The 18,027-nt window shown below is 72.9% G+C and carries 19 protein-coding genes and 3 tRNA genes; 10 read left to right on the top strand and 12 right to left on the bottom strand.

The window, feature by feature from the left end:
• Positions 1-54 precede the first annotated feature (54 nt).
• Genes ACVW07_RS15680 through galE form a run of 3 tightly spaced genes read left to right on the top strand, consistent with a single transcriptional unit; the run spans position 55 to position 2,903 of the window.
• Positions 55-1,086 carry a 1-phosphofructokinase family hexose kinase gene (locus ACVW07_RS15680; RefSeq protein WP_456820154.1) on the top strand — a complete coding sequence of 344 codons (1,032 nt, stop codon included), beginning with the start codon at positions 55-57 and terminating at the stop codon, positions 1,084-1,086.
• Positions 1,087-1,131: 45 nt separating this feature from the next.
• Positions 1,132-1,947: a 5'/3'-nucleotidase SurE gene (gene surE / locus ACVW07_RS15675; RefSeq protein ID WP_456820153.1), complete on the top strand. Its 816-nt coding sequence runs from the start codon at positions 1,132-1,134 to the stop codon at positions 1,945-1,947.
• Positions 1,944-2,903, top strand: a complete 960-nt coding sequence (galE, locus tag ACVW07_RS15670) for a UDP-glucose 4-epimerase GalE (RefSeq protein ID WP_456820152.1) — start codon at positions 1,944-1,946, stop codon at positions 2,901-2,903. Before surE ends, galE begins: the two co-directional genes overlap by 4 nt.
• A gap of 16 nt (positions 2,904-2,919) precedes the next feature.
• On the opposite strand, the gene ACVW07_RS15665 is transcribed toward galE, so the two are convergent.
• The 3 genes from ACVW07_RS15665 to ACVW07_RS15655 all read right to left on the bottom strand — a co-directional run bounded on the left by ACVW07_RS15665 (position 2,920) and on the right by ACVW07_RS15655 (position 5,244).
• Complete coding sequence (locus tag ACVW07_RS15665; protein WP_456820151.1) at positions 2,920-3,840, bottom strand: LLM class flavin-dependent oxidoreductase; 921 nt, start codon at positions 3,838-3,840, stop codon at positions 2,920-2,922.
• A 104-nt stretch (positions 3,841-3,944) separates the two neighbouring features.
• Positions 3,945-4,895, bottom strand: coding sequence for a cation diffusion facilitator family transporter (locus ACVW07_RS15660; protein WP_456820150.1), 951 nt, complete (start codon positions 4,893-4,895; stop codon positions 3,945-3,947).
• Positions 4,896-4,899: 4 nt separating this feature from the next.
• On the bottom strand, positions 4,900-5,244 hold the full coding sequence (locus tag ACVW07_RS15655; RefSeq protein ID WP_456821096.1) for a metallopeptidase family protein: 345 nt from the start codon (positions 5,242-5,244) through the stop codon (positions 4,900-4,902).
• A gap of 145 nt (positions 5,245-5,389) precedes the next feature.
• Between ACVW07_RS15655 and ACVW07_RS15650 the strand changes: the two genes are divergently transcribed.
• The 6 genes from ACVW07_RS15650 (at position 5,390) to ACVW07_RS15625 (ending at position 7,155) form a co-directional block, all read left to right on the top strand.
• Positions 5,390-5,462 (top strand) — tRNA-Glu (locus tag ACVW07_RS15650).
• A 58-nt stretch (positions 5,463-5,520) separates the two neighbouring features.
• Positions 5,521-5,594: transfer RNA gene (locus tag ACVW07_RS15645), tRNA-Asp, on the top strand.
• Positions 5,595-5,633: 39 nt separating this feature from the next.
• Positions 5,634-5,709, top strand: a tRNA-Phe gene (locus tag ACVW07_RS15640).
• A gap of 172 nt (positions 5,710-5,881) precedes the next feature.
• Positions 5,882-6,325, top strand: a complete 444-nt coding sequence (locus tag ACVW07_RS15635; RefSeq protein WP_456820149.1) for a phage holin family protein — start codon at positions 5,882-5,884, stop codon at positions 6,323-6,325.
• 87 nt (positions 6,326-6,412) lie between these two features.
• Positions 6,413-6,823 (top strand): phage holin family protein, encoded by a 411-nt coding sequence (locus ACVW07_RS15630; RefSeq protein WP_456820148.1) that lies wholly within the window; start codon positions 6,413-6,415, stop codon positions 6,821-6,823.
• Entirely contained in the window at positions 6,820-7,155 is a 336-nt protein-coding gene (locus tag ACVW07_RS15625; protein WP_456820147.1) for a DUF3618 domain-containing protein, read from the top strand. Before ACVW07_RS15630 ends, ACVW07_RS15625 begins: the two co-directional genes overlap by 4 nt.
• Positions 7,156-7,388: 233 nt before the next feature.
• Here ACVW07_RS15625 and ACVW07_RS15620 read toward each other — a convergent pair whose 3' ends face one another.
• A complete protein-coding gene (locus ACVW07_RS15620) occupies positions 7,389-7,601 on the bottom strand; it encodes a BldC family transcriptional regulator (RefSeq protein WP_456820146.1) in 213 nt (70 codons plus the stop codon).
• Between the two features lie 459 nt (positions 7,602-8,060).
• On the opposite strand from ACVW07_RS15620, the gene ACVW07_RS15615 reads away from it, so the two are divergent.
• Entirely contained in the window at positions 8,061-8,273 is a 213-nt protein-coding gene (locus ACVW07_RS15615) for a DUF3073 domain-containing protein (RefSeq protein WP_456820145.1), read from the top strand.
• A 340-nt stretch (positions 8,274-8,613) separates the two neighbouring features.
• On the opposite strand, the gene purM is transcribed toward ACVW07_RS15615, so the two are convergent.
• The 8 genes from purM to ACVW07_RS15575 form a co-directional block, all read right to left on the bottom strand.
• Positions 8,614-9,762, bottom strand: coding sequence for a phosphoribosylformylglycinamidine cyclo-ligase (purM, locus tag ACVW07_RS15610; RefSeq protein WP_456820144.1), 1,149 nt, complete (start codon positions 9,760-9,762; stop codon positions 8,614-8,616).
• Positions 9,759-11,309, bottom strand: coding sequence for an amidophosphoribosyltransferase (purF, locus tag ACVW07_RS15605; protein ID WP_456820143.1), 1,551 nt, complete (start codon positions 11,307-11,309; stop codon positions 9,759-9,761). The genes purM and purF overlap by 4 nt, the downstream gene beginning before the upstream one ends.
• A gap of 85 nt (positions 11,310-11,394) precedes the next feature.
• Positions 11,395-11,940, bottom strand: a complete 546-nt coding sequence (locus ACVW07_RS15600) for a hypothetical protein (RefSeq protein ID WP_456820142.1) — start codon at positions 11,938-11,940, stop codon at positions 11,395-11,397.
• 47 nt (positions 11,941-11,987) lie between these two features.
• Positions 11,988-12,368 carry a sterol carrier family protein gene (locus ACVW07_RS15595; protein ID WP_456820141.1) on the bottom strand — a complete coding sequence of 127 codons (381 nt, stop codon included), beginning with the start codon at positions 12,366-12,368 and terminating at the stop codon, positions 11,988-11,990.
• Positions 12,369-12,482: 114 nt separating this feature from the next.
• A complete protein-coding gene (locus ACVW07_RS15590) occupies positions 12,483-13,919 on the bottom strand; it encodes a glycoside hydrolase family 6 protein (protein ID WP_456820140.1) in 1,437 nt (478 codons plus the stop codon).
• 296 nt (positions 13,920-14,215) lie between these two features.
• The gene (gene rsgA / locus ACVW07_RS15585) at positions 14,216-15,295 is read right to left on the bottom strand and encodes a ribosome small subunit-dependent GTPase A (RefSeq protein WP_456820139.1); all 1,080 of its coding nucleotides are present in this window, start codon (positions 15,293-15,295) and stop codon (positions 14,216-14,218) included.
• Between the two features lie 32 nt (positions 15,296-15,327).
• Entirely contained in the window at positions 15,328-16,296 is a 969-nt protein-coding gene (locus ACVW07_RS15580) for a hypothetical protein (protein ID WP_456820138.1), read from the bottom strand.
• Between the two features lie 7 nt (positions 16,297-16,303).
• Positions 16,304-17,899, bottom strand: a complete 1,596-nt coding sequence (locus tag ACVW07_RS15575; protein WP_456820137.1) for a trypsin-like serine peptidase — start codon at positions 17,897-17,899, stop codon at positions 16,304-16,306.
• Between the last annotated feature and the right edge of the window lie 128 nt (positions 17,900-18,027).

Here is an 18,027-nt window from a genome sequence, read left to right as displayed (position 1 = left end):
GCCGGCACAGCCTGTCGTCGCGCGCCGTGGCCGCCGCGGCCTCACACTCGACGCATGCCGGCCGTGCCTCTCGCACCCGACACGGTCCGCGCCGCCGTCCTCGGTCCCGCGGACGCCTCACGCACGCCCCGCGTGTGCGTGCTCGCACCGACGCCCCTGCTCACGGTCACCATCGAGGCGCCGACCAGCGAGGACTCGCACCCCGAGGTGCACGTGCACGCCGGCGGCCAGGGCCTGTGGGTGGCCCGCATGGCGGTGTCGCTCGGGGCCGACGTCGTGGTCTGCGGCCCGTTCGGCGGCGAGACGGGTACCGTCCTCGCGCACCTGGCAGAGGTCGAGCGGCTGCGCGTGCGGCCCACGGCCTACTCGGGCGGCAACGGCGCCTACGTGCACGACCGGCGGGACGGCGACCGCCGCGAGATCGCACAGACGCCGCCGCACACCCTGGACCGGCACGAGCTCGACGACCTGTACGGCACCGTGCTCGTCGAGGCGATGGACGCCGACGTCACCGTCCTCACGGGCGCCAACCCGCCGAAGATCCTGCCCGCGACCGTCGTCGGCCGCCTCGCCGGAGACCTGCTCTCCGCCGGACGGACGGTCGTCGCGGACCTCTCCGGCAAGGCCGCCGCCGCCTTCGCCCGCGCCGGCGGCACGGTCCTGAAGATCAGCCACGAGGAGCTCGTCGACGGCGGGTTCGCCACCGGCCACACCACCGAGGAGCTCACGCGGGCCGCGCGCGCCCTGCTCGACGGCGGGACCGCCGGCGGCGACGGGTCCGGCGGCCGGCTCGGCGCGGTCGTCGTCTCGCGGGCGGGCGACGCGGGTCTCGTGGTCACGGCCGACGACGTGCGCGCGGTGTCACCGCCTCCCATCACGGTGGTCGACCACCGGGGCGCCGGAGACTCGATGACCGCCGGCATCGCGGTCGGCATCGGCCGGGGGATGCCGCTCGACGAGGCGGTCCGGCTGGGCGCGGCTGCGGGGGCGCTCAACGTGACGCGCCGGGGGCTGGGCACCGGCCGGCGGGAGCAGATCGAGCGGTTCGCCGGGCGCGTCGTCGTGCGTCCCCTGTCCGACCTCTGACGCACTCCGGTGGCGGGGGACGGGCCGCGACGGTCGGATGGTGCCATGCGCGTGCTCGTGACGAACGACGACGGCATCGACTCCCCCGGTCTCACCGTGCTGGCCAGGGTGGCGCTCGACGCCGGCCACGAGGTGGTGGTCGCAGCCCCCGCACGCGAGTCGTCCGGGGCCAGCGCGTCCCTGCTCGGCGCCGAGCAGGACGGCAAGCTCCTCGTCGAGCCGAAGCCGTCCCCCGGTCTGCCCGATGGCGTGCTGTCGTTCGCGGTCCGTGCCGCGCCCGGCCTCATCGCGTTCGTCGCCGCCTACGGCGGGTTCGGTCCCAAGCCGGACATCGTGCTCTCGGGCGTGAACCGCGGCGCGAACACGGGCCACGCCGTGCTGCACTCCGGGACCGTCGGCGCGGCGCTGTCCGCCGCCACCCACGACATCCCCGGCCTCGCCGTCTCGATCGCCGAACAGGACCCCCGGCACTGGGAGACCGCCGGCTGGTTCGCCCGGCCGGTGCTCGACTGGCTCGTGGCGCACGGCCAGCGCAACCGGGTGCTCAACCTCAACGTGCCCGACCGCCCGGTCGAGGCGGTGCGCGGCCTGCGCAAGGCTCCGCTCGCCTCGTTCGGCGCGGTCCAGGCTCGGGTCCACGAGGTCGAGCACGGCAACCTGCAGCTCACCTACGCGGACGTCGAGATCACCCGCGAGCCGAACACCGACGCGGGTCTCCTCGCTCGCGGCTGGGCCACGCTCACGCAGCTCCGTGCGCCGTGCTTCGACGCGGACGCGGACCTCCCCGAGCTGCCGGCACACACCGGTGACGAGGTGACCGACCGCACCGCCGACGAGGCGTCGATAGGCTCGGCACCATGACGTGGCTGGTCACCGGTGGTGCGGGGTACATCGGGTCGCACGTGGTGCGGGCGCTCGGGCAGGTGGGGCTGGGCACGGTCGTGCTCGACGACCTGTCGAGCGGCCACAAGGAGTTCGTGCCCGCGGACGTGCCGCTGGTGGAGGGCTCGATCCTCGACACCGACCTGGTCGCGGACACCGTGGCCACGCACGGCATCGTGGGGGTCGTCCACCTGGCGGGCTTCAAGTACGCCGGCGTCTCGGTCGACCGGCCGCTGCACACGTACGACCAGAACGTCACCGGCACCGCCCACCTCCTCGAGGCCATGGCGTCCCAGGGTGTCGACGCGATCGTCTTCTCGTCGTCGGCCGCCGTGTACGGCACCCCCGACGTGGACCTCGTCACGGAGACCAGCGCCACCCGCCCGGAGTCCCCGTACGGCGAGTCGAAGCTGGTCGGCGAGTGGCTGCTGCGCGACCAGGGCCGCGCGGCCGGTCTGCGGCACACGTCGCTGCGCTACTTCAACGTCGTCGGCTCCGGTACGCCGGAGCTGTACGACACCAGCCCGCACAACCTCTTCCCCCTGGTGCTCGACGCCCTGGCGGAGGGCCGCACGCCGCGCATCAACGGCGCCGACTACCCGACGACGGACGGCACCTGCGTGCGCGACTACATCCACGTGGCGGACCTCGCCGACGCCCACGTGGCCGCCGCTCAGGTGCTCGCCGACGGCGGGCAGCTCGAGCCCGTGTACAACCTGGGCTCCGGCGTCGGCGCGTCGGTACGACAGATCATGACGGCCATGGCCGACGCCACGGGGATCGCCTTCGAGCCCGAGATCGCTCCCCGCCGACCCGGCGACCCTGCGCGGATCGTCGCCTCAGGCGAGCTCGCGGCCCGCGACCTGGGCTGGCGCATGACCTACACCCTGGACGAGATGGTCGCCACGGCCTGGGAGGCCCGCAAGGCCCACTGACGACGCTCCACCGCTGTCACCTGGTGGTGGCCCGCAGCGCGTGCAGGTCGCCCAGCCGGCTCGCGAGCCCTTCGAGGACGGCCTGCCGCCCCGCGTAGATGCCCTCGGCGCGCGGCCAGTGGACGACGACGTCGGTGAACCCGAGCGCGGCGCCCCGCCCGATGCCCTCCACCGCGAGGTCGAGCGACGTCAGCGCGAAGATCGGCGCACCGTCGAGGCTGAGGTAGCGCCGGAGCGGCTCGGTACGTCCCGATGCGGCCTCGGCGGCGTCCATGGCGGCCGACACCTCCGCCAGGCCCGTCCACCACTGCTCCTGCGCGACCACCGGGTCGGGGTCGACGTCCTCGGTCGCGTAGCTCGGCCCGTAGGTGATCCACCCCTGCCCGTACCGGGCGGCGAGCCGCATGGTGCGCGGCCCGGCGGCGGCGACGAGGAAGGGCGTGCGGGGCCGGGCGATCGTGCCGGGGATCATCCGCGCGTCGTCGGCGGCGTAGAACTCGCCCTGACGGGTGGTGACGGGCTGCGTGAGGAGCGTGTCCAGCAGCGCGACGAACTCCTCGAACCGTCGTGTCCGCTCCCCGCGCGTCGGCGGCGGACCGGTGACGGACGCGTCGAACCCCTCACCACCCGCGCCGACACCGAGCAGGAAGCGGCCGCCGCTCACGTCGTCGAGGCCCAGCACGTCCTTGGCGAACGGGACCGGGTGCCGGAAGTTCGGCGACGCGACGAACGTCCCCAGCGCGATCCGGTCGGTCACGGCGGCCGCCGCCGCGAGCAGCGGGACCGTCGCGAACCACGGCCCGTCCGCGAGCGTGCGCCACGCCAGGTGGTCGTAGGTCCACGCGTGGTCGAACCCCCACTCCTCGGCCTGCCGCCAGCGTGCGCGTGCCTGCGACCAGCGTTCGTCCGGGAGCAGCACCACACCGACGGCGACCATGCGGCCGACCCTAGCGGCCCTGCCCGAGCGGCCCCCGCCCGCCCGCCGACGGGACAGCGCCGGCGGGGTGTGCGCCGCTCGGGCTGCGGTGTGCGGCCGCCCGCTCAGGCGTGCGCGTGCGCCTCGCGTCCGGCCTGGGACGGCGGCTCGAGCTGGAACGTGCAGTGGTCCACGTCGAAGTGGCCGGCGAGGCAGCGCCGCAGGTCGTCGAGCACCCGACCGGCCTCGCCGCGCGCGAGCAGCTCGTCGGGCACCTCCACGTGGGCGGACAGCACGGGGACGCCCGACGTGATGGTCCACGCGTGCAGGTCGTGCACCCCCAGCACGCCCGGTACCCCGCAGATGTGCGCCCGGACCGCGTCGAGGTCGACACCGGCCGGTGTGGCCTCCAGCAGCACGCTGCCGACCTCCCGCAGGAGCGTGACGGCCCGCGGCACGACCATGAGGCCGATCAGGACCGACGCGATGCCGTCCGCACGCAGGTACCCGGTCGCCAGCACCACCACGGCGGCCGCCACCACCGCGACCGAGCCGAGCAGGTCACCCAGCACCTCGAGGTAGGCGCCGCGGACGTTGAGGGACTCCGCCTGCCCCCGGTGCAGGAGCGCCAGCCCGACCCCGTTGGCGGCGAGCCCGACGAGCGCGACAGCCAGCATGAGCCCGCCCTCGACCGGCACCGGCGAGACGATCCGCCGCACCCCACCCACCAGCACCCCGACACCCACGACCGCGATGACCAGCCCGTTCACCAGGGCGGCGAGGATCTCGGCCCGCTGCCACCCGAACGTGCGCAGCGCGGTCGCCGGGCGCGCGGCCAGCGCCGTCGCCGCGAGCGCGAGGCCCACGCCGGCCGCGTCGGTGAGCATGTGCCCGGCGTCGGCCACCAGCGCGAACGAGCCGGACACGAGTCCGCCGACGACCTCGACCACCAGCACCACGAGCGTGAGGACGAGGACGGCGACGAGTCGGCGCCGGTGTGCGTACGCGGCGGTCGCCGTACTGGTCCCCGGGTCGCCGTGGCTCCCCCCGCGACTCCCGTGGGTGTGCCCGGTCACCGCATCAGCCCCACCCGAGCGCGTGCAGCCGATCGTCGTCGATGCCGAAGTGGTGGGCGATCTCGTGCACCACCGTCACCGCGACCTCCTCGACCACGTCGGCCCGGTCGTCGCAGATGGCGAGCGTGGGGTTGCGGAAGATCGTGATGCGGTCCGGCAGCGACCCGGCCGCCCAGAACTCGCCCCGCTCGGTGAGCGGCGTCCCCTCGTAGAGCCCGAGCAGGTCGACCTCCCCGGGTGGCACGTCGTCCTCGACGAGCACCACGACGTTGTCCATCATCGCGGCCAGCTCGGCCGGGATCTCGTCGAGCGCGTCGCGCACCGCGTCCTCGAACTCGGCCCTCGTCATCTCGACCACCCGACCATCCTGCCTGCTCAACGCCGCCGTTTCACCGCCCGCCCACCGGCTCGCCGGAGTCACTTTGGAGTTCGGGCCCGACAACCCGTATGCTCATCACCGGTCATCCGGCGCCTCGACGTCAGGGGCGGGACTCGCCCCCATCGTCTAGCGGCCTAGGACCCCGCCCTTTCACGGCGGTAGCACGGGTTCGAATCCCGTTGGGGGTACGAGCAGTTCAGCACGAGTCAGTACAGCAGTGCAGGTCTCGCAGTCAGCACCACACGAGGCCCCGTAGCGCAGTTGGTTAGCGCGCCGCCCTGTCACGGCGGAGGTCGCGGGTTCAAGTCCCGTCGGGGTCGCTCGAAGCGCCGGTCTTCGGACCGGCGTTCTCGTTCCAAGGCTCTGTAGCTCAGTTGGTAGAGCGTTCGACTGAAAATCGAAAGGTCACCGGATCGACGCCGGTCGGAGCCACCACCAAGAACCCCCGGGGAACCGGGGGTTCTTCGCGTCTCGGAGCCGGCCGGCCGTCGGACCCGCCGGCGATCCGGACTCCACCGCTGCGCCTCCGCCGTTGGTCCCGAAGACGGGACGTGTCGACGCCTACGCTGGTCGCACCGCAGTTCGACCGTCCGACGGAGGACCCCCCGTGAGCAGCACTTCCGGGCCGGAGCGCCCGCGCAACCGCTTCTTCGACCGCTTCACCGAGCCGTTCGCGGAGATGGCCCGCGAGAAGATGGAGAACGCCGAGGACCGCGTCCGCGAGGCGATCCAGGCTGAGATCGACGCCGTGAGCGCGAGCGTCAAGGCGCGGGCGATCGAGGTCCGCCCGTCGGCGGTCGCGTTCGGAGTGGCGTCGTTGCTGGGCTTCTTCGGTCTGGCGCTGTTCGTCGCCGCCGCCGTGCTCGGCCTCGCGCACGTCGTGGAGCCGTGGCTCTCCGCCCTTCTGGTCGGCACCGCGCTCGTGCTGCTGGCCGGCGGGTTCGCTGCCTGGGCCCGCCGGCACCTCCCGGAGGCGACACCCATGTCGGTGGTGCGGGCGCGCGAGCCGGTCCACCCGGCCGGCGAGCAGGTCCACCCGTGGGCCGACTGAGGCGAGCGACGCACCCGCGCTCGGATCGCGTCACACGCGTCTGACCAGCACACTGAGAGTCCGAGCGACGAGCGAAGGGTCGTGACGATGTCGACGCAGTCCACGCCGCCCGCCGGCGGCAGGTCCGTGGGTGAGCTGGTCAGTGAGCTCAGCGAGCAGGTCACCCGGCTGGTGAAGGCCGAGCTCGACCTGGCGAAGGCCGAGATCAGCGGTCGAGCACAGCAGCTCGGCATCGGCGCCGGGCTGCTCGTGGCCGCAGGAGTGCTCTCGCTCTACCTGCTGGCCGCCGCCATCGCGACGGTCATCCTCGCGCTGTGCACCGTGTGGGATCCGTGGCTCGCCGCGCTCGTCGTCACCGTCGCCCTGCTGCTGGTGGTGGTGGTCCTCGCGCTGATCGGCATCCGCAGGCTGAAGAAGGGCGCTCCCCCCACCCCGGCGCGGGCCATCGAGAACGTGCACCAGGACATCGACGCCGTGAAGGCAGGGATCAGCTCGTGAGCTCCGACAAGCCCCAGAGCCAGGCACCCATCGGCCAGGCGCCCTCCGACAAGCCGGCGCCACCCCCCTTCAGCACCCCGCGCATGGTAGAGCTCGAGGCCGAGGTGAGCGCGACCCGTGCACAGCTCGCATCCACCGTCGACGAGCTCACTGACATGCTCGACCCACGCGTGCAGGCCGGCCGTGCTGTCGACAGCGGCAAGCGGCTCCTCCAGGACGCCGTGAGCTCGGAGGCCGACCCGAAGGCACGCACCCGCGCACGCATGGTGCTGGCCGGGGCCGTCGCCGTCGTGGCCGTGCTCGTGGCGGCCCGGCTCCGCGGGCGCGACTGACCGCTCATCAGCTCCGGCGAACGCACATCGCCGGCACCGCACATCGTCGGCTCCGGCAACCGCACATCGCGCCAGGCGGCACTGCCGGGCTCGACGTGCGGCACGCCCTGCCGGGCTCGGACCTGAGACCGTGCCTTCGGGCTGAGCACACAAGAACGCCGGTGCCAGGCACCGACGTTCTGCTCGCGGCCCGGGCGGCCGCGAGGTGGTGAGGGCTCCGGCGAGGAGCGCGCTCAGTCGTCCGCAGGGCGCAAGGGCTGGGGAACGCCGTTGAGCAGATCCCGCACCTCGGACTCGCGGTAGCGGCGATGCCCTCCGAGCGTCCTGATCGACGACAGCTTGCCGGCCTTCGCCCAACGGGTGACGGTCTTGGGGTCGACGCGGAAGAGCGTCGCGACCTCGGACGGCGTGAGCAGGGTCTCGGACTCTGCGGGATGCGTAGTCATCAGCTTGCCTCCTGGCGAGCGAGCGGCCGACAAGGGACCCGAGCTGCTGTCGGGCCCTCCGACCACGACTGGAGCGGGTGGAACCTGGGGTCGAGCGGGTGATGCTGGTGCCACGTGGTGGCGCTGTCGGTCTGTCAGGCACCTAGCATGAACGAACGGAACAGAAGCCGCATTCCAGGACAGGGCGTGACAGGTGAACCTTCACATCTCGTCCACCAGCCACCCGTCTGCCACGGGATCCTGACTGCACTGTCAGCCTAAACCCGACAAATGGTTCCACATACCCCCTGCGACACGAACCTCGTCGCGCCGGGTACGTGACGAGCGTCGCCGCCGGGCAAGTGGTCGGAATGCCGGAGGACCATGTACCGTTGCACCGCGAAGAGACGATTCAGCACCCCGGGGCCGCACGTGTCAGCACGGAGCCGCCCCGCATCCACGTAAGAGGGGGTCGATGCCATGGGGCGCGGCCGTCAGAAGGCTAAGCAGACGAAGGTGGCACGGGAGCTGAAGTACTTCAGCCCGGAGACCAACTACCGAGCCCTCGAGCAGGAGCTCACGTCGCACGGCCACAACGATGTCGTCGCTGACAACCGCCCTCGTGCGGCTGTCGACACCGACACTGACGACGACAGCGACGACTACCGGCGCTGGTCTGACGACGACCGCTGACGCAGCCTGCTCCGGCTCGTGCCGGCCGGAGCGCGACCACCCTCCCGGTTGATCCGGTGCCGGTCGTGCGCGCACGGGCGGAGGCGTCGGCTCCGGGTGGCTCGCCGCCCGGTCGTGGCGAGGCGGGTGCGTCGGGGCACGTCCCGGACGTGTCCCGTCGCACGGCGCTGCCACGCCAGGCACGGCAGCCCGACCGTCGGCTCGGTCTGAACGCGCCCACCGTGGGGCCCGTCTCGGCGAGCACGCGCGTCAGCCCGGACCCCGGTGCTAGTCCTGGCCAGGTCTTCGACGAGGTCCTCGACGAGCCGGGCATCGGGCTGTCAGACCCGACACGGGGCTGTCAGACCCGGTACGAGCCGGTCAGCTGGACCGCTCCGCCGTGGACGCCCTTGGTCCCGGCCACGAACCCGGGCGAACCCGCGACGTCGGTCGACCGGTCCGCGTGGCGCACCCTGCCGAGCTCCCAGGCCGGCAGGCCGAGCTCTGCGGCATGCGCGAGCACGCCGTCGACCGCGTCCACAGCCACGATCGCGACCATGCCGACGCCCAGGTTGAGGGTGCCCTCGAGGTCGCTCCACGGCACCTGGCCCAGGCGTTGCACCAGCGAGAAGACGGGCGGCAGCTGCCATCCACCGCGGTCCACGTCCGCCACGAGCCCCGCGGGCAGGACCCGGGCCACGTTGGACGCCAGGCCGCCTCCGGTCACGTGGCTGAACGCGTGGACACCGGCGACACCGGAGCGCCCGACGAGCGCGAGGACGTCGCTCGCGTACACCCGGGTCGGCTCGAGCAGCTCCTCGCCCAGCGTGCGACCGAGCTCGTCGACGTGCCGCTCCAGGCCCCAGCCGGCGACCTCGACGACCTTGCGGACGAGCGAGTAGCCGTTGGAGTGCAGCCCGCTCGACCCGAGCGCCACGAGCACGTCGCCTGCACGCACCCGGTCGGGACCGAGCAGCTCGTCGGCCTCGACGACACCGGTGGCGGCACCTGCGACGTCGTACTCGTCGGGCCCCAGCAGGCCCGGGTGCTCGGCGGTCTCCCCGCCGACGAGGGCCGTGCCCGCGGCGGAGCAGGCCGCCGCGATGCCGCGCACCACGTCCGCGATCCGCTCGGGCACCACCCGCCCGCACGCGATGTAGTCGGTCATGAACAGGGGCGTCGCGCCGACCACCACGATGTCGTCGACGACCATGCCCACCAGGTCGAAGCCGATGGTGTGGTGGATGTCGAGCGCCTGCGCGATGGCGACCTTGGTGCCGACGCCGTCCGTGGACGTCGCGAGCAGCGGCCGGCGGTAGCGGGTGAGCGCCGAGGCGTCGTACAGACCGGCGAAGCCGCCGACCCCGCCCAGCACCTGGGGGCCGTGCGTCGCCCGCACGGCGTCCTTCATCAGCTCGACGGCCTTGTCGCCCGCCTCGGTGTCGACGCCGGCGGCGGCATAGGTGACCTGGGGGCCGTCGGGGACGACAGCCGACGTGGTGTGGTTCACGGGTGCTCCAGGGCGGACGCGCCGCCAGGTCCGGGGAGAAGAGTCAGCAGACCGTCCTCCGGGGCGCCGAGCGGCAGCTCGCTCTGCTCGAGCAGGTGCTTGCCGAGGCGGTCGGCGGGGGGAAGCTCGATGGGGTACTTGCCGGAGAAGCACGCGGTGCACAGCTGGGAGGCGGGCTGCTCGGTGGCGGCGACCATGCCCTCCTCCGAGATGTACCCGAGCGAGTCGGCGCCCAGCGACGCCGCGATCTCGTCGGGCGAGAGCCCGTTCGCGATGAGCTCGGCTCGCGACGCGAAGTCGATGCCGTAGAAGCACGGCCACTTGACGGGGGGCGCGCTGATCCGGATGTGCACCTCCGCGGCGCCAGCCTCGCGCAGCATCCGCACGAGGGCGCGCTGGGTGTTCCCGCGCACGATCGTGTCGTCGACCACCACGAGCCTCTTGCCGCGGATGACCTCGCGCAGCGGGTTGAGCTTGAGGCGGATGCCGAGCTGGCGCAGCGTCTGCGACGGCTGGATGAACGTGCGGCCCACGTACGCGTTCTTGGTCAGGCCCTGGCCGAACGGGATGCCCGACGCCGCCGCGTACCCGACGGCGGCCGGGGTGCCGGACTCCGGGACCGGGATGACCAGGTCGGCGTCGACCGGGTGCTCGACCGCCAGCCGGCGACCCATCGCGACCCGCGCGGCGTGCACGGACTTGCCGGCGATCGTCGTGTCAGGACGGGCGAGGTAGACGTACTCGAAGACGCAGCCGGCCCGAGGCTGTCCCGTCGCGAACCTCGTGGAGCGGAGCCCGTCGGCGTCGATCGCGATGAACTCGCCCGGCTCGACCTCGCGGACGAAGGATGCGCCGACGATGTCGAGCGCGGGCGTCTCGCTCGCCACGACCCAGCCGCGCTCGAGCCGGCCGAGCACGAGCGGACGCACACCCTGCGGGTCGCGGGCTGCGTAGAGCGTGTTCTCGTCCATGAACACGAGGCAGAACGCGCCGCGCAGCCGGGGCAGGACCTCGAGCGCCGTGGCCTCGAGCGTGTGGTCCGGGTCACCGGCGAGGAGTGCCGTGATGAGCGCCGTGTCGGTGGTGTTGCCGCGGGCCAGCTCGCCCCGCCGCTGGTTGCCGTACCGCTCGGCGACGAGGTCCACCAGCTCAGCGGCGTTGGTGAGGTTGCCGTTGTGCCCGAGCGCCACGGTTCCGGCGGCCGTGGGGCCGAGCGTGGGCTGGGCGTTCTCCCAGGTGGACGCGCCGGTGGTGGAGTACCGCGTGTGGCCGATGGCGATGTGGCCCTGCAGGGCGTTCAGCGCGGTCTCGTCGAAGACCTGGGACACGAGGCCCATGTCCTTGTAGACCAGCAGCTGCTGGCCGTTCGACGTCGCGATGCCGGCGGACTCCTGCCCGCGGTGCTGCAGCGCGTACAGGCCGAAGTAGGCGAGCTTGGCCACCTCTTCGCCGGGTGCCCACACACCGAAGACGCCACAGGCGTCCTGCGGGCCCTTTTCGTTCGGAAGGAGATCGTGGTTCAGATGTCCGTCTGCGCGCGGTGCCACGGCCCTATGGTCGCACACGGCCCGGGGGGACCCGAGGAGCGCCCGCCGTCCGGACAGCCGGTCCGGCGCGCGGCCCGGTCCTCCTTCAGTCGGCGCGACGAGCGCGCCGCACGCTCCGGCGGTCCGCGACGACGGCGAGCAGGCCGCCGACGAACCCACCGAGGACGGCACCCGCGACGGCCATGACGGTACGGACCGCGTTCTCGCCGTCGAGGAACGGCAGGAAGCCCGAGCCGTCGGACCGGCGTGGCACGTCGGGCTGGATCACCAGGGTCACGGCCAGGGCGAGCACGATCCCCAGCAGCGCACCCGCGGTGATGAAGGCACCGAACTTGGGGGCGCGGCGGACGACGGCCGGCTGCGCCTCGCGGGCGAGCTCGGCCTCCGTCGGCACGGGCGCCTCCGCCGGCACGGGCGCCTCGGGCGTCATGGGGCCGCCCGCGGGGACCGGTGGCTCGACCGGTGCGTCCGCCACGCGCGGCTCACCCGGTGCGGAGGGCTCGACGGGCGCGGAGGACTCGACGGGTGCGGTCGGCATGGGCGGCTCACCCGCTGCGGAGGGCTCGACGGGTGTCGTCGGCGCGAGGGCGTCGTCCGGTCCGGAGGGGGTGGTGGGCTCGGTCGACGACACCCGGCGATCCTAGGTCAGCCGCCCACAACCCCTCGCCGGGCGGAGCCTCAGGGGCGGGCCCGGGCGGCCTGCAGCGGGAGCCAGGCGCTCAGGTCGGCCCGCTCGCCCGAGGCGCGCACCCGACCTGCCGCCACGGCGTCATCCCAGGTCAGCTCGCCGGTCGCGAGCCGGAGCCAGGTCTGCGGATCGGTCTCGACGACGTGGGGCGGGGTGCCCCGGGTGTGACGAGGACCGTCGACCGCCTGGACGGCTCCGTCGGGCGGCACCCGCACCTCGACGGCGTTCCCGGGTGCGACCTCGGCGAGCTCCTCGAGCGTGAAGCGGACGGCGGTCCGACGGGCGACGACGGGCACGTCGTCGGGCGCGGCACGCCACGTGGCGAGCGCGGCGCGCCCGTCGGTGGGCTCGGTGCGACGGCGAGGGGGCATGCCACCCATTCTTGTCGCGCACCTGCCCGGACGTGGAAACCGCAGGCCCGCGGACGGCTCGAGGCACATCCGCGGGCCCGCGGTAGTCAGGGCCCTTCTTCGGTCAGCAGGTGCTCACCAGTGCGCGTTCTTCGCGAGCTCCAGGGCGATGTCGTTGTACCAGGCGCCGGCCGTCGGGCCGCCGTTGCAGGTGCCGTCCGACTCGCCGGGCAGCTTGACCCACAGGAGGGCGTCGAGACCCGAGCCGTCGTTCACGACCTGGGACTTCTCACCGAGGGCGCGACCGCGGGGGTTGCACCACTCGCCGTTCGAGCCGTTGCCGTTGCGCGACGTGTCGATGACGAACTTCTTGCCACCGAGGCGCTGGCTGATCTGCTGGCCGTAGGACTTGCTGGCCGCAGTGGTCTGGTAGTTCGACGTGTTGAGCGCGAAGCCGACCGCGTACTGGAAGCCGATCTGGTTCAGGCGGCTCACCGCGGTGTCGACCGACAGCCACGCGGAGTGCCCGGCGTCGATGTAGACGCGGCCACCGGCGAGCGTCAGCGACTTCGCGGCGTACTGCAGGAAGCCGACCCGGTCGCCCTGGCCGCTGCAGTCGCCGAGCATGGCGAGCGCGTCGGGCTCGAGGATGATGTACGGGTTGCCCTTGATGCCGGACGCGATGGTGTCGATCCACTGCGCGTACTCGCTCGTCGCGACGCCGCCGCCCGAGTACGAGCCGCAGTCACGGCCCGGGATCGCGTAGACGGTGATGATGCCGGTCTTGCCGGCGGCCAGCGCGCGGCCCGTGTAGTCCGAGAGCTCCTGCTTGGCGTGGCTCGCGTCGGACCAGTTGCCCACCCAGTAGGACGCCGGGTTGAGCGCGATCTTGGCCAGCAGGTCCTTGTTGCTGCCCGACGCGGACTGCCACGCCGCGTAGGCCTGCGTCTTCGTGTCGACGTAGAAGCTCGACGCCGTGGTCGGGGTCGGCGTGGGGGTCGGCGTCGGGGTCACCGTCGGCGTGGGGGTCGGCGTCGGGGTCACCGTCGGCGTGGGGGTCGGCGTCGGCGTGGGGGTCGGCGTGGGCGTCGGCGTCACGGTCGGCGTCGGCGTCACCGTCGGGGTGGGCGTCACGGTCGGGGTGGGGGTGCTCGTCGGCGTGCTGACCACGCCGGAGCAGACCGTCCCGTTCAGGCTGAAGGACGTCGGGACCGGGTTGGAGCCGCTCCACGACCCGTTGAACCCGAACCCGGTCGACGCGTTGGTGCCGAGGGAGCCGTTCCACGACGCGTTCGTCACGGTGACCTTCGAGCCGCTGGACGTGACCGAGCCGTTCCAGAGCTGGGTGACCGCCTGACCCGCACCGAAGGTCCACTCGACCTTCCACGACGTGATCGGGTCGCCGAGGTTCGTGATGTTCACCGCGGCGCCGAAGCCGGGGTTCCACTGGTTGGTCACGGAGTAGTCGACCTTGCAGCCGGGAGCGGCCTGCGCCGTGGTGGCGGCGGCGAGGCCGGTCACTGCGACAGCGGCCGCCGACAGCAGTGCGACGACGTTTCTACGGGTGGACATGCGGGCTCTCCTCGGTGTTCGGCGCGCGCTGGTACCGGTGACGGGCAGCGCGGGCGCCGGGGACGGTCGGTGCCAGGGGCGGGACGGCGCCCGGAGTCCGACGGCTCCGCAAGAAGTCGTCCATGACCGGGCGGGGACATCGGGGGGCCAGGAGCACCACCGGACCTGTCGAGGAAACCCGACGACCAGTACCCAAGGCGAGCACTTCGGCCCTACCAAAACGATTAGTAGCCGATCCGGGTGTCATCGAGGCACCTCCGCGCCCGCGGGGCACGGCAGGGAACGTGTGTGCAGGGTCAGCCCCGCGGTCGGCCCACGCCGCGCAGACCTCGGTGCATGTCCTTGGTGATCCTCTTCCAGCGCTCCCGCTCGAGCGCGGCCAGCCGGACGTCCGAACGTCGAGCCTGGTAGGCCGCCTCCCGCTCCAGCCGCCGCCAGCTGTCGAGGCGTCGTGGCGCGAGCTCGCCCGAGGCGAGCGCGTCCTGCACCGCGCAGCCCGGCTCACCGGTGTGTCGGCAGTCGGCGAAACGGCATCGTGCGGCGAGGTCCGCGACGTCCGCGAAGGTGGTCTCCAGCGCGTGGGCGTCCGCCACGAGGCCGACCCCCCGGATGCCGGGCGTGTCGATGAGCACCGCTCCCCCGGCCAGCGGGACGAGCTCGCGGTGCGTCGTGGTGTGTCGCCCGCGGCCGTCCGCCCGGCGGCCGCCCGTCTCCATGACGTCTCGCCCGGCGAGGGCGTTGACGAGCGTGGACTTCCCCGCGCCGGACGGCCCGACGGCGACCAGCGTGACGCCCGGCGCCAGCAGCGCACGGACCCCGTCGAGGCCCTCCCCGGTCGGGACCGCCACGGTGTGCACGTCGACCGCGAGCGCGACCGCCGCCACCTCGTCCGCCATCTCCTCGGGGTCAGGCACCAGGTCGGCCTTCGTCAGGACGACCACCGGCTGCGCGCCCGATCGCCACGCGAGCGTGAGCAGCCTCTCGACCCGCCCGAGGTCGGGCTCGGGGTCGAGGTGCTCGACGACCAGGACCACGTCGACGTTCGCGGCGAGCGCCTGGGTCTGCGACGTCCTGCCCGCGCTGTCGCGGACGAGGGCCGTGCGGCGCCGGATCAGGGTGCGCACGTGCGGCCCGTCGGGCGCCTCGTCCAGCAGCAGCCAGTCGCCGACCGTCGGGACCGTGCGTTCGTCGTCCGGGCCCGGCACCAGCCCGTCACGGTCGAGCGCGACGCGCCAGGGGTGCTCGTCGACTCCTTCCACGTGCCGTGACACCGCGTCGCCGTGCGGCGCCAGCGCGCGCGCGGGCAGCACCATGACCGCACCCCTGTCGGCGCGGACCACACGGACGGCGTCCAGGACGCCGGGTTCGTCGAGCACGTACCCGACGGTAGGCCGACGTCCCGGCCCGCTCACGCGATTAACGCGTCCGCGCGTGCACCCGACCGTTCGCGGTCCAGGCGGAGCAGGAGGTCGGCGAGGGCGGCCGCGATCGGCTGGCCCGTCGCGTACTCGACGAACAGCCACTGGCCGGCCGGGTTGACCTCGAGGAACACGTGGTCGCCGTCCGGAGCCACCCGGAAGTCGGCCGCGCCGTAGTACAGGCCCAGCCGCCGCATGAGCGCCAGGAGCCGCTCCTGGACGGGCTCCGGCAACCGGTACTCCGAGATCGGGGCGTGCACCGTGTCGATGCGGAAGTCGAACTCGTAGGCGGACTGGTCGGCGCGGATCTCGGCGGCGAACACCTGGTCGCCGACCACCGTCGCCCGGATGTCCCGGCCGCCCGGCACGAGCTCCTGGAAGATGACCGGAGCGAACCGGACCTGGTCCATCAGGCCGAGGTCGACCTCTCGCACGGGACGGGTCTCGCGCCACGTGGTCGGGGTCGCGGAGAACGACTTGAAGATGACGCCGTCCGGCTCGGTCCCCACGAACGCGCGGGCCTCGTCGGGGTCGTTCGTCATCAGCGTGCGCGGCACCCGCAGACCGGCCCGGGAGGCGAGCTGCAGCTGCCACATCTTGCGGGACGCCGCCTCGTCGCGGTCCGGGTCGTTGACCCACTCCGCGTCGATGCACGACCAGATGCCGGCCACCATCGCGGCGCACTCGCCGAGCGCGAACTGACGGTCCTGCGGGCGGGTGAGGTCGCCGTGCAGCGCGAACGGCTGCGGACGGCGCCACCACATGGCGTGCAGCTCGGCGAGGTCCAAGCCCTCCCAGGTGCCCGTCCACGTGCCGTCCGGACGCTGGCGGGTGGTGAGCGTGCTCGCGGTCGGCACGCGGGAGGTGTCCACGAGGTGGTGCCCGGCACCTGCGGCGTCCAGGTGCCGGGTCACCTCCTTCGTGTGCAGGTCGTCCGGGTGGGAGACGATGCCGATCACGTCGGCCTCACACCTCGCCGGACGCGAGCAGCTGGTACAGCGCCTGCAGCGAGGCCAGCACCTGCGTCTGCGTCGCGATGAGCGCCTCGAGCTCGGCGAGCACCGGGTTCTGCACCTGCAGGCCCTCGTCGACCGGCGTGTACGGACCGGCCTGCACGAACGGGCGCTGGCCGCCGCCGAGCAGGCCGCTCAGGCCCGGGAAGCCCGGGTTGACGACGACCGAGCCGGGGTCGAACCCGCCGGGGTCGTCGGCGCCCGCGAACGTGCCGGGCTGGTCGGCGAGGCCGGTGTCCACCGAGAACGGCGTCCCCGGGTGGTCGGCGACGAACGACGTGCCCGGCTGGTCGGCCTTGAACGCGGTGGCGACGTCGACCGCGATCGGGGTGCCGATGTGGTCCAGCGCGACGTTCGTGACGGTGTCCGCGAGGGTGTGCGTGTCGGTCTGGAACAGGGTCGCGATCTGGTCCTGGATCGTGTTGCTGTCCGCAGCCTTGAGGGTCGAGTCCAGGGCGATCGGCGTCCCCACGTCGGCGAGGGTGTGCGAGTCCGCCGCGTTGATCGTCGTGTGGATGTCCTGGGCGAGGGGCGTCGCGACGTCCTGCACGAAGCCGGTGTCGAGGGCGTTGACCGTGTCGGAGCCGGCGAGCGTGCCGCTGACGTCGGCCGCCAACGGCGTGCCGACGAAGTCCATCCCCACACCGGTGCTGGCGCTCGGAGTCGTGGCCTGCAGCGTCGGCGACGCCGCGAAGATCGCCGCGATCGCCGTGCCCGTGTTCGACCCGGTGCCCTGCGGGTTGCAGCCGCCGTTGGTGTGCACGCCGACGACCCGGCCGGTCGACGCCTGCAGGATGCCCGAGCCCGAGTTCCCGCCCAGGGTGTCGATGTCGTTGTAGCCGATCGTCGCGCCGCTGATGCTCGTCGCCGGGCCCGCCTCGATGCGCTTCGGCTGCCCGGCGGGATGCCCGATGATGGCGAGCATGTCGCCGACCGCGGCGTTCGTCGTCCCGAACTCCGTCCAGCCGTAGGTGTTGCCCGGGTTGCCGCCGATGCGGCACAGCGCCATGTCGAGGCCGCCGAGCCGGTACTCGATGAGGTCGGTGATCGGGAAGCTGACCTCGGTCTGCAGCACCCCGGTCGAGTTCACCTGGTAGTTGAAGTTCAGGTGCATCTGCTGCGCGGCCTGCTGCGGCGTGATGGCGTTCGACGTGCCGTTCTGCCGCGGGATCGTCCAGCCGTTCGGGTCCTGGTCGAACAGGTGGCCGCACGTGAGGAACAGGTCCGGGCCGATCATGGTCCCGCTGCCCCAGCGGACGCCCGAGACGTCGCCGGGGTTGGTGAACACGCTGGCCAGGTTGCTGTTCCACTGCACCTGCACGGCAGGTGCCTGATGGGCGTTGACGAACGCCGTCGTCACGCCCAGGGTGCCGTCGTACTGCTCGACGGGCTGCGAGTCGTCGGTCGCCCCGCAGATGGTCTCGAGGATCGTGCCGTAGTCGGGGCCGGCCCCGGCCATCCGGTCCTCCGGGAGGACCAGCTTGTCGAGCCGGGGTGGGTACAGGCCGTTGTCGAGACTCGCGTTCGCTGGCTTCTTCGCTGAAGGCATCGCTGGCTCCCTGACGGTCGGCGACAGTCCCCCTGTCGCGCCGTCAGGAAGGAGCCTCGTCCGATTTGTCCAGATACGCCAGAGATGGGGAGATCTGACGCCACGCGCCAGTGCCCCACCCGCGTCCT

It is taken from the genome of Cellulomonas sp. URHB0016, assembly GCF_054057935.1.
The sequence above is the reverse complement of the archived record's forward strand: the minus strand, read 5'-3'. Positions and strand labels throughout refer to the sequence as shown.